Below are 12,565 nucleotides of genomic sequence, written 5' to 3'. Positions count from 1 at the left end.
CTCAGCGGATCCACGCGGCCGTGTCCGGCGGGAGCACCCCGCCGGGCAACGGACCGCTGCTGATCAGCACCTCGCCCACCGGCAGGGCGACCGGCTCGACACCGGTGTTGACGACGACCGTGACACCCGCCCGGCGCACCACCAGCACGTCGTCCTCGGACTCTGCGACCGTCGTCTCGTCCGCCCCCGCGAACACCGCGCGCCGGGCCGTCAGGGCTCGGCGGTAGAACGCCAGCGTCGAGTCCGGGTCGGCCTGCTGGGCCGCGACCGTCAGCCCCGCCCAGTCCGTCGGCTGCGGGATCCACGGCTGGCTGCCCTCCGCGCCGCCGAAGCCGTACGGCGGTGCCGTGCCCGACCACGGGACCGGCACCCGGCAGCCGTCGCGCCCCGGCTCGCCGGTGCGGAACCACGAGGGGTCCTGCCGCGCCTCGGGCGGCACGTCGACCTGCTCCAGGCCGAGGCTCCTCGCCCTGGTAGAGGTACGCCGAGCCGGGCAGGGCGAGCATGGCGAGCGTCGCGGCGCGGCCGCGGGCGACGCCGGCCGGCCCTCCGCCGTACCGGGTGGGGTGGCGGACCACGTCGTGGTTCGACAGGACCCAGGTGGGCGCCGCCTGCGCGGTCGCGACCGCGGCGATGGAGCCCTCGATCACCTCCGCGAACTCCTTCGCCGACCAGGGCGTGGAGAGCCAGGCGAAGTTGAACGCCTGGTCCGAACTCGTCGGGCCGGATGAACTCTGCCATCGCCTCCGGCGTCTGGGTCCACGCCTCGGCGACGGCCATCCGGTCGCCGGGGTAGGAGTCGAGGACCTTGCGCCAGCGGCGGTAGACCTCGTGCACCTCCGGCTGCTCCCACATCGGCTCGTCGCGCACGACCCGCTCGACCATCGACTCGGCCTGCTTGGCGGCGTCCTCGCTCTTCTCCGGCAGGACCTGGTCGCGCAGGGACGCCTCCTTGAAGAGCCCGTGGGCGACGTCCACCCGGAAGCCGTCGACGCCGCGGTCCAGCCAGAACCGGAGCACCCCCTCGAACATGTCGCCGACCTCGGGGTTGCGCCAGTCCAGGTCGGGCTGCGAGGTGTCGAACAGGTGCAGGTACCACTGACCATCGGGCACGCGGGTCCAGGCGGGACCGCCGAAGATCGACTGCCAGTTGTTGGGCGGCTCGCTGCCGTCCTTCCCCCTGCCCTCGCGGAACAGGTAGCGTGCCCGCTCGGGCGAGCCAGGCGCCGCGGCGAGCGCCTCCTGGAACCACACGTGCTGGTCGGAGGTGTGGTTCGGCACCAGGTCGACGATGACCCGCAGGCCCAGGTCGTGGGCCGTCGCGAGCAGGGTGTCGAAGGCGGCCAGGTCGCCGAAGAGCGGGTCCACGTCGCGGTAGTCCGCCACGTCGTAGCCGTGGTCCTTCTGGGGCGAGCGGTAGAACGGGGTGATCCACAGCGCGTCCACGCCGAGGGTGCGCAGGTACGGCAGCCGCGAGGTGATGCCGGCCAGGTCGCCGATCCCGTCGCCGGGCGTCGGCATCTCGTCGGCGAAGTCTGCGGACGTAGACCTGGTAGACGACGGCGTCGTACCACCAGGGGTGGCTCGTGCTGGTCATCGGAACTCCTCCGGGTCGATCGCGATCCACACGTGCTCGGCGGTGGCGACGACCTCGTCGCCGGCCCCGTAGAGCGTGGCCGCGGTGAACGTCTTGCGGCCGTCGAGGGCGCGTTGCTCGCCCACGACGACATAGCGCTGCGAGGTGTGCGGCAGGTGGCGCACCTCGACGGTGATGCGGCCCAGCACGGAGGGCCGGCCCTCCAGGTCCGAGGACCAGCCGCCGGGACAGTCGAGAGCGGCCCAGGCGAGCGCCACGCTGCTCTCGTACGGCGTCCAGGTGGCCGCCACGCGCTCGGTGCCCACCGGTCCGGGGAAGATCCGCAGCCCGTCGCCGGGGCGCCGGTCGGTGCCGCAGACGAAGCAGGTGGGGAAGGGGTGCAGCCGGTGCCCGGCGTAGGCCTCCTCGGCCTCGGCGGCCCGCGTCGCCAGGACCGGTGCGACCGGGACGAGCGCGTCCTCGGCGTAGGTCGCGACAGCGACCGGGCGCCCGTCGTGGCTGATCGACGCGCCGCCGTCGGTGACGGCCAAGGTCAGCGGGGTCTCCAGCGGAGGGGGCTGGCGGAGGGTGACGGTGATCGGCCGGCCGAGTCCCTGGCCCGGCAGCCGGGCGGCGAGGGCGCCGGCCACCCAGCCGCCGTTGCCGGAGCGGGGTGGGCCGTTGAAGCGGTGGGGGACGAGCAGGGTGGTCACGACGACCAGCCTGCCAGCACCATGCGCAACAATGGTCGGGTGAGCGACCTGATCGACACCACCGAGATGTACCTCCGCACGATCTATGAGGCTGATCGAGGAGGGGATCGTCCCGCTGCGTGCCCGGATCGCCGAGCGCCTCCACCAGAGCGGCCCGACCGTGTCGCAGACCGTGGCCCGGATGGAGCGCGACGGACTGCTCACCGTCGAGGGCGACCGCCACCTCGAGCTCACCGACGACGGCCGCCGGCTCGCCACCCGCGTCATGCGCAAGCACCGCCTCGCCGAGCGCCTGCTCGTCGACGTGATCGGCCTGGACTGGGAGCAGGTCCACGAGGAGGCGTGCCGCTGGGAGCACGTCATGTCCGAGACCGTGGAGCGCCGCCTGCTCGACCTGCTGAACCACCCGACCGAGTCGCCGTACGGCAACCCGATCCCGGGCCTGGACGAGACTCGGCGAGGACAAGACCGCCGAGGACTTCATGGACGACGTCGAGCCGCTCTCGCGGGCCGCGTCGAAGGAGAGCTCCCTGGCCCTCGTGCGCCGGATCTCGGAGGAGATGCAGAAGGACGAGGCGCTGATGAGCGCCATGCACCGGGTCGGCGCGCTGCCGGACAAGACGATCACGATCCAGGCCACGCCCGACGGGGTGCTGGTCGGGTCCGGCGGTGAGTCCGCGGAGATCTTCCCCGAGGCCGCGGACCACATCTTCGTCAAGCGGTTGTAGGCGTCGACTCCGGGCCGCCGCCAGCGTGGTCAGCCACTCGCTCGTGCCCGCCTCGACCTTGTACGTCGCCAGGTCGTCGCCGCGCGTGGGGCCCCGGTTGACGATCACCACCGGCGTGCCGCGCTGGGCCGCGCGCCGGACGAAGCGGAGGCCGCTCATCACGGTCAGGCTGGACCCGGCCACGAGCAGGGTGCCGTCCGCGCCCAGTGCCTCGACGGCGGCGTAGCAGCGCTCGACCCGGGGCTTGGGGACGTTCTCGCCGAAGAAGACGACGTCGGGCTTGAGGATGCCCTCGCAGTCCCCGCAGCCGGGGACGACGAAGCCGGCCGTGTCGTCGAGGTCGACGTCGCCGTCCGGGCGCACCGCCACGTCGGCGTGCGCCGCGGCCCAGCCGGGGTTGGCGTCGTCGAGCCGCTGCTGCAGCGCGGCCCGCGGCGTCGTACGACGGCAGGAGAGGCACACCACGTCCGCGATCCGCCCGTGCAGGGCGATCGTGCGGGGCGTGCCGGCGGCCTCGTGGAGGCCGTCGACGTTCTGGGTGATGACGAGACCGGCGCCGAGGGCGGCGACGGCGCGGTGGCCGGCGTTCGGCTCGGCGCGTCGCATCCGGGACCAGCCGAGGTGGCTGCGCGCCCAGTACCGCTGCCGGGCGGCCGGGCCGGAGACGAACTCCTGGTAGGTCATCGGCATCCGCACCGGGGCGCCCGGGCCGCGGTAGTCCGGGATGCCGGAGTCCGTCGACAGGCCGGCGCCGGTGAGCAGGACGAGCGGTCCCTCGGCGCAGCGGGCCAGCGCCGCGTCGGTCGTGACCGGGTCGAGCAGGGTCATGCGCCGTAGCGCAGCCGGGCCCGCTCGCGGGCCTTCTGCGCCTCGACCTCGCGGTTCTTCGGCGGCGCGGTCGTCACCAGCCTGCTCGAGCAGGTGCTCGGTGATGTGGGCGATCTGGTGGACCGCCTCGTCGAAGGCGGCCTGGTTGGCCTGGCTCGGCTTCGTCGTGCCGCTGACCTTGCGCACGAACTGCAGGGCGGCGGCGCTCACCTCGGTGGAGGTCGCCGGCGGCTCGAAGTTGTTGAGCGGGCGGATGTTGCGGCACATGCCACCACGGTACGTCGCGCGGCCGGACTGTGCTCGGGTCCGGCGGGTACCACGCGGGGATCCCGCCCCCAGAGACCGAGGAGTGCGATGAGCGACCTCGCCCACGTCCCCGCCGTACGACGCAGTGTGGCCGCGACCCCCGAGCAGGTCTGGGAGGTGCTGAGCGACGGCTGGCTGTACCCCACCTGGGTCGTCGGCGCGGCCCGGATGCGCGACGTCGACGAGGCCTGGCCCGCCGCCGGCGCCCGGCTGCACCACTCGGTGGGCAACTGGCCGCTGCTCCTCGACGACAAGTCCGAGGTGCTGGAGTCCCGGCCCCCGCGGCTGCTGCGACTCCAGGCGCACGGCTGGCCCGCGGGTGCCGCGGAGGTGCTGCTGGAGATCGAGCCGGAGGGGACCGGCTCGCTGGTCTCCATCCGCGAGGACGCCGTGAAGGGACCGGGCTCGCTCGTGCCGCGCCCGGCCCGCCAGGCGGCGATCGTGCCCCGCAACCGCGAGACCCTGCGCCGCCTGGCCTACATCGCCGAGGGCCGCGCCTGAGGCCCTGAGGCCCTGAGGCTCAGTCCGCGCGGACGGCCTGGTCCAGCAGGCGCGACCAGGCGGTGCCGAGCAGGCTTCTTGCGCACCGCGGCGCGCGGGCCACCGCTGTCCCCGAGGGCCGAGCGGGCCGCGTTCCAGCCGCACGCGCCGTGCACCCCGCCGCCCGGGTGGGCCGAGGCGCCGGCGAGGTAGAGCCCGGGGACCGGCGTCTCCGGGCGGCCCAGGCCGGGCAGCGGGCGGAAGACGAGCCTGCTGGTGGATGCCCGACGTACCGGCGTTGATGGCACCGTCGACCAGGTTGGAGTCGGCGCCCTCGATGTCGCGCGGCCACTGCACGTGCTCGGCGAGCACGGCGTCGGCGAACCCGGGTGCGGCGTCCTCGATCGCCGAGCGGACCCGGTCGGCCACCACGGCCAGCGCCTCGTCGTCGCCCGCGATCGCGTGCGGGACGTGGGTGTAGGCCCACACGCTCTCGGTGCCGGCGGGGGAGCGGGTCGCGTCGGCGGTGGTCATCTGTCCGACCAGCACGAACGGCCGGCGCGGCACCCGCTGGGTCGACAGGTCGGCGGCGAAGTCGACGAAGCCGTCCTCGTCGACGCCGAGGTGCACCGTCCCAGCGCCGTGCGCGCCCGCGGCGGTCCACGGCGCTGGCGTGCGCAGCGCCCAGTTGAGCTTGAGTGTCGGGTTGTCCCAGTGGAAGCGGTCCAGCGCGTCGGCGGTCCGCGCGGGGAGGTGCTCGCGCCCGACCAGCCGCTCGTAGAGCGTGGGCGCGTCGACGTCGGCGAGCACCGCGCGGCGGGCGGTGACCCGGGTGCCGTCGGCGAGCCGTACGCCGCTCGCCCGGCCGTGCTCGACCTCGACCCGCTCGACGCGGATCCCCGTGCGCACCTGCCCGCCGCCGGCCTGCAGCCGGGAGACGAGCGCGTCGGCGAGACGCTGGGCGCCGCCGACGGGGACGGGGGAATCCGACGTCCTGCGCGAGCATGCTCATCAGCCAGCCGAACATCCCGCTGCCCGCGGCGTCCGGTCCGACGTCGGAGTGCATCGCGTTGCCGGTCAGCAGCACCGCGGCGCCCTCGCCGCCGAACCGCTCGTCGGCGAGGCGGTGCACGGGCAGGACCGCCTGGCGCAGCATCTCCAGCGCGTCCGCCGTGCCGAGCGCCCGCAACAGGCGCAGCGCCGAGCGCACCGGCGGGAAGGGGGTGAAGAGGGCGTCGAGCAGCGGGTCGCGGACCCGCGACCACTGCTCCCACAGCGCCAGCCAGGCCTCGCCGTCGCCGGCCGCGAACTCCTCCAGCCCGGCCGCGGTGTCCTCCACCCGCCGGTGCAGCACGGCGGCCCGGTCGTCGGGGAGCACGTGGGCCATGACGACCGGCGCCTGCGTCCACTCCAGGCCGTGGTGGTGCAGGTCGAGGCCGGCGATGACCGGCGAGGCCGCCGCGAGCGGGTAGAACGCGCTGAACAGGTCGTTGCGGAAGCCCGGCGCGGTCACCTCGGCGGTGCGCACCGCGCCGCCACAGGTCTCGTTGGCCTCGACGAGCAGCACCTCCCAGCCCGCGTCGACCAGGGCGTTGGCGGCGACCAGGCCGTTGGGCCCCGCCCCGATGACGACGGCGTCCACCGCGGTCACCGGGTGCCCACCCGCACGTCCCGCCGTCCCTGCCGTGGCACTGCCCTCATCGCCGGCCTCCCTCGTCGGTGTCGCCGAGAGGTACCCACCAGGGCGCGCCGAACACCCGCGGTGCCAACCGGGCCTAGAGCTCGAAGAACTGCGCCTTGTCCCCGGTGACCAGCACGACCCGCCCGTCCGGCATCGGTACGGCGCGCACGTGGTCCACGTCGTCGCCGTACTCCACCTGGACCAGCCGCGGGTGCAGGTGACGCTCGGCCAGGTGCACCACCGCGACGTACCCGACCCGGCGGCCGGCGTCGCGCTCCAGCACGGTGATGAACGTGCGCTTCGCGGGGAGCCAGGTGAACGCGCGCGGGTCGGTGCCGGCGAGCGCCCGGAAGTCACGGCCGAAGCCGAAGGTGTCGAGTCTCACGGACCTTCGTGACGTCGCGGACGTCGAACAGCCCGATCCGGGCACCCCAGCCGTAGGCGCTCGGCCCCTCGCCGACGCCGATCATCCGCCAGGCTCCCGAGCGGGTGCAGGTAGGAGGAGAAGCCGGGGACGTCGAGCTTTGCCGAGCAGCCTCGGGTGCGCGGTGTCGGTGAGGTTCACGGCGTAGAGCGGGTCCTTGCGCCGGTAGGTCACCAGCACGGCCAGGTCGTCGAACCACCGCACCGACTTGAGGCTCCTCGTTGAGCCCGAGCCCGTCGAGGCGGCCCTCCTCGACCAGGTCGGTGCCCTGGCGGCGGAGGGTGACCACGGAGTTGAAAGGCCCGGTCTGGCGGGTCGGGCTGACGGCGACGCGGAGCACGTCGCCCGCCTCGTCCATCGACCACCGGTCGCGGATCGCACCCTCCACCTCGCCGGAGGCGACGTGGGTGGCGGCGGCGCCGTCGAGCGCGAAGTCGAAGAGGTACGACGAGCCGGTGTCCGTGCCCGGTGACGGCATCCCGCAGGTCGGGATCGTGCAGTCGCCGATGCCGCGCTCCCAGACCGGCGAGGCGTCCTGGGTGGCGAGGTACAGGTGGTTCGCGGACTCGTAGGCGATCCCGGTCCGCCCGGCCAGCCCGATCGCGTCGAGGGTGGTGGCGCGGTCGGCGTCGAAGCCGACGATGCTGGTCGTGGCGAGCGCCAGGTCCTCGGAGGGCACCGCGACATCGGTGCAGTCGAGCAGCCGGCGGCTCTTGCCGTCGCTGGTCACCGTCGGCAGCCAGTCCTCGATGGTGGTCTTGTCGACGAGGGCGCGGTTCTCGCGCTGCGCCTGCGCCTGCGTGCGCTTGCCGCCCGGCTCGACGAACGGCAGGTCCGGCAGCCCGGACTGCAGCACCAGCCGGATCGCGCTGCCGTGCTGGCGCGCGGAGAGGCTCGCGGCGTCGTACCGGACGTCCTCGGCGATCCTCGGCTCCCTCGGGTCCGCGATCGAGATCGTCACGACCCGGGTGCCGGGGCGCTCCGGCGGGCTGCTCGTGTCGCCGCCGATCGCGACGATCGTGTCGTCGGCGAGCAGGATCTCGGCGTCCGCGACACCGGGCAGGGCGAGCGAGCCGAGGGTCGCGGTGGAGGTGCCGGTCACGTCGTAGAGGGTGAGCCGGCTCTCGCGCATCGTGGCGAGCACCTTGCCGTCGGTCTTGACGGTGTCCGGCTCGTCGATCCCGGCCTCCTGGACGTTGGTGCCGGTCGCGCTGTTGGTGACGCGGTCGGTCTGGGGGAGCCTGGGCGTTCCTCCGGAGAGGAGCGAGCGACTTGGCGGTGGTGCTGAGGTCGTTGAGGTTGCCCACCCCGTCGAGCGCCGCTCCGTTGTCGAGTGCGACGTAGTCCCGCGCGTCTCCCCAGCCCCAGGGGCTGACGAGCGCCTTCCCCCGCGTCCGGTACGTCGCGAGCAGGTCGTCGCACGACCTCGCCGGCTTCAGGTCGGCCTGGAAGGCGGCACGCCGCGGCAGCGCGTCGAGCCCCGGCGGGTCACCGGGGCCGGAGCCGCGCACCAGCGTCCCGGCGACGAAGGCGCCGGCGAGCCCGGTGACCAGGCCCGCGGTGACCAGCGGCCGGACGAGCAGTCGGCGACGGCGGCGCCGCTCGCCCGCGGCGGCGGCCAGGATGGCGGTGACCGGCGCGCGGCCGGCGTCGTAGTCGTCCCAGAGTCGTTCGAGGTCGGTCACTTCGTCCCTCCGGACAGGTCGAGGAGGTGGTCGTTGGCGGCGAGGTGGGACAGCGCCCGGGAGAGCCGGCTCTTCACGGTCCCGGCAGGCACCCCGAGTGCCTCCGCCGTCTGCCGCTCCGAGAGCCTGGACGAAGTAGCGCAGCACCACGACCTCCCGGTTCGGCTTGGTCAGGGAGCCGAGCGCGCGGTGCACGGCATCGGCGATCGCGACCCGCTCGGCGGCGTCCCCGCCGCGCTCGGTCGCGGGCCGCTCGACGGCCTCGGGTGCGTCGTACTGGCGGTCCTTCCACCAGCGGGTACGACGCGTGTCGCGCAGGCAGTTGAGCAGCATCCGGTAGACGTAGGCGTCGCGGTTGTCGACGTTGCTGACCCGCTCCCAGGCGGTGTAGCAGCGCACCAGGGTGGTCTGGGCCAGGTCCTCCGCCTCGTCGGGCCGGGCGCCGAGGAAGACGGCGGCGCGGACCAGCGAGGGCCAGGCTCTGCTCGACGTAGTCGGCGTAGGCCGACTCGTGCTCTGGTTCCACGGGTGCTCCGTCTTCCGGTTGAACGTGCTGAACCTATGACGGGACGAGGCTTGCGCCGGGTTCCATCGGTGATGAAAGACTCCGAGGCATGGCAGACAAACTCCCGTCCGTACGACGTGGTCCTCTTCGGCGCGACCGGCTTCACCGGCGGGCTCACCGCCGACTACCTCGCCGCCCACGGCGACGCGGCTCTGCGGTGGGCGATCGCCGGTCGCAGCGAGACCAAGCCTGGAGGCGGTGCGCGAGCGGCTCGCCCGCACCAACCCGGCGCTGGCGGACCTGCCGCTGCTCGTGGCCGACGCCGCGGACCCCGACTCGCTCGCCGAGGTGGTGCGCACGACCAAGGTGGTCGCGACCACCGTCGGGCCCTACATCCAGTTCGGTGGCCCCCTCGTCGCCGCCTGCGCCGCCGCCGGCACCGACTACGTCGACCTGACCGGCGAGCCGGAGTTCGTCGACCGGGCCTACGTCGAGCACAACGCCACCGCCGAGGGCTCGGGCGCGCGGCTGGTGCACTCGTGCGGCTTCGACTCGATCCCGCACGACATCGGGGCGTACTTCACGATCCAGGAGGCTCGCGAAGGAGCCTCGGCGGGGAGATCACCGCGCCGGTCGCCCTGCGTGGGGTGGTCCGCTCCAAGGCCGGGTTCTCCGGCGGGACCTTCCACTCCGCGCTGACGGCCTTCTCCCGCGCGCGGCAGATGAAGGAGGCCTCCGGTGCCCGGCGGCGGATGGAGCCGCGGCCGGAGGGGCGCCGCTCGCGGGCCTCGGTCGGCTCACCGCGTCGCGACGCCGAGTCTCGGCTACTGGCTGCTGCCGCTGCCGACCATCGACCCGTTCGTGGTGGCGCGGAGCGGGGCCGCGCTGGCGTCGTACGGTCCGGCGTTCACCTACTCCCACTACGCCGGGACGAAGACCCTGCGCTACGCCGCGGGCGGTGCCGTCGGCGTCGGCGGGCTGACCCTGGCCTCCCAGGTCCCGCCGCTGCGCAAGGCCCTGCTCAAGCGGGTCCCGCAGGGCGAGGGTCCCTCGGCGAGCCGTCGCGAGAAGTCGTGGTTCACCGTCGACTTCGTCGCCGAGTCGGCCGGCACGACTGTGCACACCCGGGTCTCCGGCGGCGACCCGGGCTACACCGAGACCGCGAAGATGCTCGCCGAGTCGGCCGTGTGCCTGGCGCTGGACGAGAACCCGAACGTCTCCGGCCAGGTCACCACCGCCACCGCGATGGGCGACGCACTGCTGGCCCGGCTGCAGCGCGCCGGGATCGTCTTCGAACGACGCTGAGAGGCGGGCCGGGGCCCCACTCCCCAGCCCGCCTGCTCGTGGTGTGCTCAGCGGGTACGACGCGCCCGGCGCTGCCGCGCGAGCACCGCGCCCGCCGCGGTGAGCGCGCCGCCGCCGGCCAGCAGCCACGTCGGCCCGGCGCCGTCCTCGTCGTCCGCGGCGTGCGCGGACCCGGCTCCCGCGTCGATCCGGCTCGGGACGTCGACGTCCGCGACCTCGACGACCTTCGGCTCCGCGTGGGGCGCCCCCGGCTTCGGCGTGCCGGCCGGCTGGTGCTTCGGCCCGGCCGGCTGGTCCCGGTCCTCGGGCTGGTCCTCGGGCTGGCCGGGCTTGTCCTGCGGGTCCGGGAGGGCGATGTCACCGGGGCCGTGCGGGTGGGGGTCGGGCTTCGGCTCCGGGTTGGTGATGTCGCCGGGCCCGTGCGGCTTGGGGTCGGGCTTCGGGTCCGGGCTCGCGATGTCGCCGGGGCCCTGCGGCTTCGGGTCGGGCTTCGGCTCCGGCACGGCGATCTCGCCCGGGCCGTCCGGCGTCGGGTCGCCGCTCGGCGGCGGCGCCACGATGACGCCGGGGCCGGCGGGGATGCCGTCGGCGTGGGCCGTGGCGCTGCCGAAGGCGATCGCACTGACCGCGATCGGGGTGGCGACGAGCAGGCGGAGGGCGGCGCGGGTGGTGCTGTTCATGGTGACTCCCTGGTCGGTGATGGGCGGTTCCGTCGGGAGTAGGAGCCGCCCGGCCCAGGGACCTTGCAGTTTTCTGGGAGAAGTTCCTCAGCGCCGGCGCAGCACGCAGATCAGCAGCGTCTCCTCGTCGTACGTCCAGTCGGTGTGCCACTCGAGCCGGAAGCCCTCCTCGAGCGCCGCCGCCACCAGCTCCCGGTCCGCGAAGTCCTCGTGGCGGCGCACGAATCCCTGGGCCAGGTCCGGCCGGGCCGGTGTGCCCGCGGCCCGGAAGGTCGCCGTCACCAGCCGCCCACCCGGGCGCAGGGCCCGCCACCAGGCCGCGACCGCCGGGTCCCGCTCGGCCAGCAGGTGCAGCGCTGTCACGCAGGTGATGACGCTCGCCGTGCCGTCCTCGATCGGCAGGTCCGCCATGTCGACCTGCACCAGGCTCAGCCTGCGGCAGCGCTGCCCGGGCGACCGCGAGCATCTCCGCCGACAGGTCGACGCCAGCGAGCGGTGTGCCCGGCCAGCGTGCGTCGATCGCCCGCAGCACCAGGCCGGTGCCGGTGCCCACGTCGATCACCGGACCGCCCGGGTCGCCGACGACGTCCGCGACGGCGTCAGCGAGGGCGCGGTGCATCGCGCTGTCGTCGTACGACGCGGCACGGGCGTCGTAGTGGGCCGTGACCGCCGCGTGCTGCTCGGCGTGCCGGCGCAGACTCGGACAGGATCGCCGCGTGCTCGTCGCGGTCGCGCGCGATCGCCGCGCGCCCGTGCCGGTTCGCGCGCCGGAACTGCATGTCGAGCACCGCCTGGGCCTCCACCGGCCCGACCCCGAAGTGCTCCTGGACGGCGATCCGGGCGCTCGCCTCGTCGGCCGCGTCGACGACGAGGGCGAGCGTCGCGAGGGGGTCCTCGGCCGCTGCGGCGAGCACCGTCAGGAAGTGGAGGCGGATCTCGAGCCTGCTCGACGCGCTCCGCGATCGGGGGCATGGGAGGCGGCACGGGATCAGCCTCGCACGGGCCGCCCGCTGCTCAGGGCAGCGACGCGGTGGCGACCAGGTGCGCGAAGACGACGGTGTTGTCGGGGTAGCCGGCCGCCGTGCGCGTCCCGCCGCAGGTGATCAGCCGCAGCAGGGGTTGCGCCGTGTCCGGCCAGATCCGGTCGTAGGGCAGGCGCTCCTTCGGCACGTCCTCGACGGCGTCGACGACGAAGACGGCGACCGCGCCGGGCCGGTGCACGCGGACGACGTCGCCGGGGCGCAGGGTGGCCAGGCTCCGAGAAGACGTCCGGCCCGTCGGGGCCGTGGACGTGGGCGACGACCACCGCGCCGCCGGGCTCGCCGGGGCGCGGGCCGGGTGCGTACCAGGCGGCCGCCCCGAAGTCCGGGGTGTCGAGGGTGCCGTCGGGCTTCAGGCCGCGCCCCGTGAGCGGCTCGTCGACACCGAGGGCCGGGACCTCGATCCGCGTCGGCTCGGCCACCCGTACGACGGGCGCGGGCGCCGCCGGTAGGTCGGGTGCCGGAGGCGGGACGGGGGTGCGGACCTCGACGGGTGCCGGGACCGGGTCGGGGTGCAGGGCGGTGAGTACACCGGTCGTCCCGGCGAGCAGGGCGAGGACGGCGGCGGTGCCGGCGAGGAACGTGCGCATGCTCGTAGGAGCACCGCGCCGCCC

13 protein-coding genes and 5 pseudogenes are annotated in these 12,565 nt (G+C 74.5%); 4 read left to right on the top strand and 14 right to left on the bottom strand.

From position 1 onward, the window contains the following. Position 1 precedes the first annotated feature (1 nt). From G5V59_RS36915 to G5V59_RS17210, 4 genes and pseudogenes are all read right to left on the bottom strand, one after another. Complete coding sequence (locus G5V59_RS36915) at positions 2–370, bottom strand: DUF3459 domain-containing protein (protein WP_341350964.1); 369 nt, start codon at positions 368–370, stop codon at positions 2–4. Positions 371–521: 151 nt separating this feature from the next. Continuing rightward, positions 522–650, bottom strand: a pseudogene (locus G5V59_RS36910) (hypothetical protein); the annotation flags it as partial. 154 nt (positions 651–804) lie between these two features. After that, positions 805–1,521 (bottom strand): annotated as a pseudogene (locus G5V59_RS36905) (alpha-amylase family glycosyl hydrolase); the annotation flags it as partial. 72 nt (positions 1,522–1,593) lie between these two features. Further along, on the bottom strand, positions 1,594–2,289 hold the full coding sequence (locus G5V59_RS17210; protein ID WP_278257292.1) for a hypothetical protein: 696 nt from the start codon (positions 2,287–2,289) through the stop codon (positions 1,594–1,596). Between the two features lie 39 nt (positions 2,290–2,328). On the opposite strand from G5V59_RS17210, the pseudogene G5V59_RS36900 reads away from it, so the two are divergent. Continuing rightward, positions 2,329–3,017: pseudogene (locus G5V59_RS36900) on the top strand (metal-dependent transcriptional regulator). A 168-nt stretch (positions 3,018–3,185) separates the two neighbouring features. On the opposite strand, the pseudogene G5V59_RS36895 reads toward G5V59_RS36900, so the two are convergent. Beyond that, positions 3,186–4,112, bottom strand: a pseudogene (locus G5V59_RS36895) (DUF2277 family protein); the annotation flags it as partial. Between the two features lie 87 nt (positions 4,113–4,199). Between G5V59_RS36895 and G5V59_RS17195 the strand changes: the two are divergent. Continuing rightward, a complete protein-coding gene (locus G5V59_RS17195) occupies positions 4,200–4,652 on the top strand; it encodes an SRPBCC family protein (RefSeq protein WP_278257290.1) in 453 nt (150 codons plus the stop codon). A 19-nt stretch (positions 4,653–4,671) separates the two neighbouring features. Here G5V59_RS17195 and G5V59_RS17190 read toward each other — a convergent pair whose 3' ends face one another. The 5 genes and pseudogenes from G5V59_RS17190 to G5V59_RS17170 form a co-directional block, all read right to left on the bottom strand. Then, positions 4,672–6,282 carry an NAD(P)-binding protein gene (locus tag G5V59_RS17190; protein ID WP_278257289.1) on the bottom strand — a complete coding sequence of 537 codons (1,611 nt, stop codon included), beginning with the start codon at positions 6,280–6,282 and terminating at the stop codon, positions 4,672–4,674. Positions 6,283–6,406: 124 nt separating this feature from the next. Then, entirely contained in the window at positions 6,407–6,697 is a 291-nt protein-coding gene (locus tag G5V59_RS17185) for a hypothetical protein (protein WP_278257288.1), read from the bottom strand. An 81-nt stretch (positions 6,698–6,778) separates the two neighbouring features. Then, entirely contained in the window at positions 6,779–6,940 is a 162-nt protein-coding gene (locus tag G5V59_RS17180) for a beta-propeller domain-containing protein (RefSeq protein ID WP_278257287.1), read from the bottom strand. Positions 6,941–8,417: 1,477 nt separating this feature from the next. Then, a complete protein-coding gene (locus G5V59_RS17175; protein WP_278259893.1) occupies positions 8,418–8,513 on the bottom strand; it encodes a hypothetical protein in 96 nt (31 codons plus the stop codon). A gap of 256 nt (positions 8,514–8,769) precedes the next feature. Beyond that, positions 8,770–9,126 (bottom strand): annotated as a pseudogene (locus G5V59_RS17170) (hypothetical protein); the annotation flags it as partial. Between the two features lie 58 nt (positions 9,127–9,184). Between G5V59_RS17170 and G5V59_RS17165 the strand changes: the two are divergent. Together G5V59_RS17165 and G5V59_RS17160 are read left to right on the top strand one after the other, a co-directional pair. Next, entirely contained in the window at positions 9,185–9,625 is a 441-nt protein-coding gene (locus tag G5V59_RS17165) for a hypothetical protein (RefSeq protein ID WP_278257286.1), read from the top strand. A 39-nt stretch (positions 9,626–9,664) separates the two neighbouring features. Then, entirely contained in the window at positions 9,665–10,231 is a 567-nt protein-coding gene (locus G5V59_RS17160) for a hypothetical protein (protein ID WP_278257285.1), read from the top strand. Positions 10,232–10,278: 47 nt separating this feature from the next. Here G5V59_RS17160 and G5V59_RS17155 read toward each other — a convergent pair whose 3' ends face one another. From G5V59_RS17155 to G5V59_RS17140, 4 genes are all read right to left on the bottom strand, one after another. Next, entirely contained in the window at positions 10,279–10,911 is a 633-nt protein-coding gene (locus G5V59_RS17155; protein ID WP_278257284.1) for a hypothetical protein, read from the bottom strand. Positions 10,912–10,998: 87 nt separating this feature from the next. Beyond that, positions 10,999–11,400 carry a methyltransferase domain-containing protein gene (locus G5V59_RS17150; protein ID WP_278259892.1) on the bottom strand — a complete coding sequence of 134 codons (402 nt, stop codon included), beginning with the start codon at positions 11,398–11,400 and terminating at the stop codon, positions 10,999–11,001. Positions 11,401–11,510: 110 nt separating this feature from the next. Then, a complete protein-coding gene (locus G5V59_RS17145) occupies positions 11,511–11,825 on the bottom strand; it encodes a hypothetical protein (RefSeq protein WP_278257283.1) in 315 nt (104 codons plus the stop codon). 74 nt (positions 11,826–11,899) lie between these two features. Continuing rightward, a complete protein-coding gene (locus G5V59_RS17140; RefSeq protein ID WP_278257282.1) occupies positions 11,900–12,541 on the bottom strand; it encodes a hypothetical protein in 642 nt (213 codons plus the stop codon). Between the last annotated feature and the right edge of the window lie 24 nt (positions 12,542–12,565).

The organism is Nocardioides convexus (assembly GCF_011090295.1).
This window is presented reverse-complemented; position numbering and strand designations above follow the sequence as displayed.

Excerpts from the sequence above, each read along its gene's own strand:
- G5V59_RS17195 (WP_278257290.1), top strand. The coding sequence starts at position 4,200 with ATGAGCGACCTCGCCCACGTCCCCGCCGTACGACGCAGTGTGGCCGCG.
- G5V59_RS17155 (WP_278257284.1), bottom strand. The coding sequence starts at position 10,911 with ATGAACAGCACCACCCGCGCCGCCCTCCGCCTGCTCGTCGCCACCCCG.
- G5V59_RS17140 (WP_278257282.1), bottom strand. The coding sequence starts at position 12,541 with ATGCGCACGTTCCTCGCCGGCACCGCCGCCGTCCTCGCCCTGCTCGCC.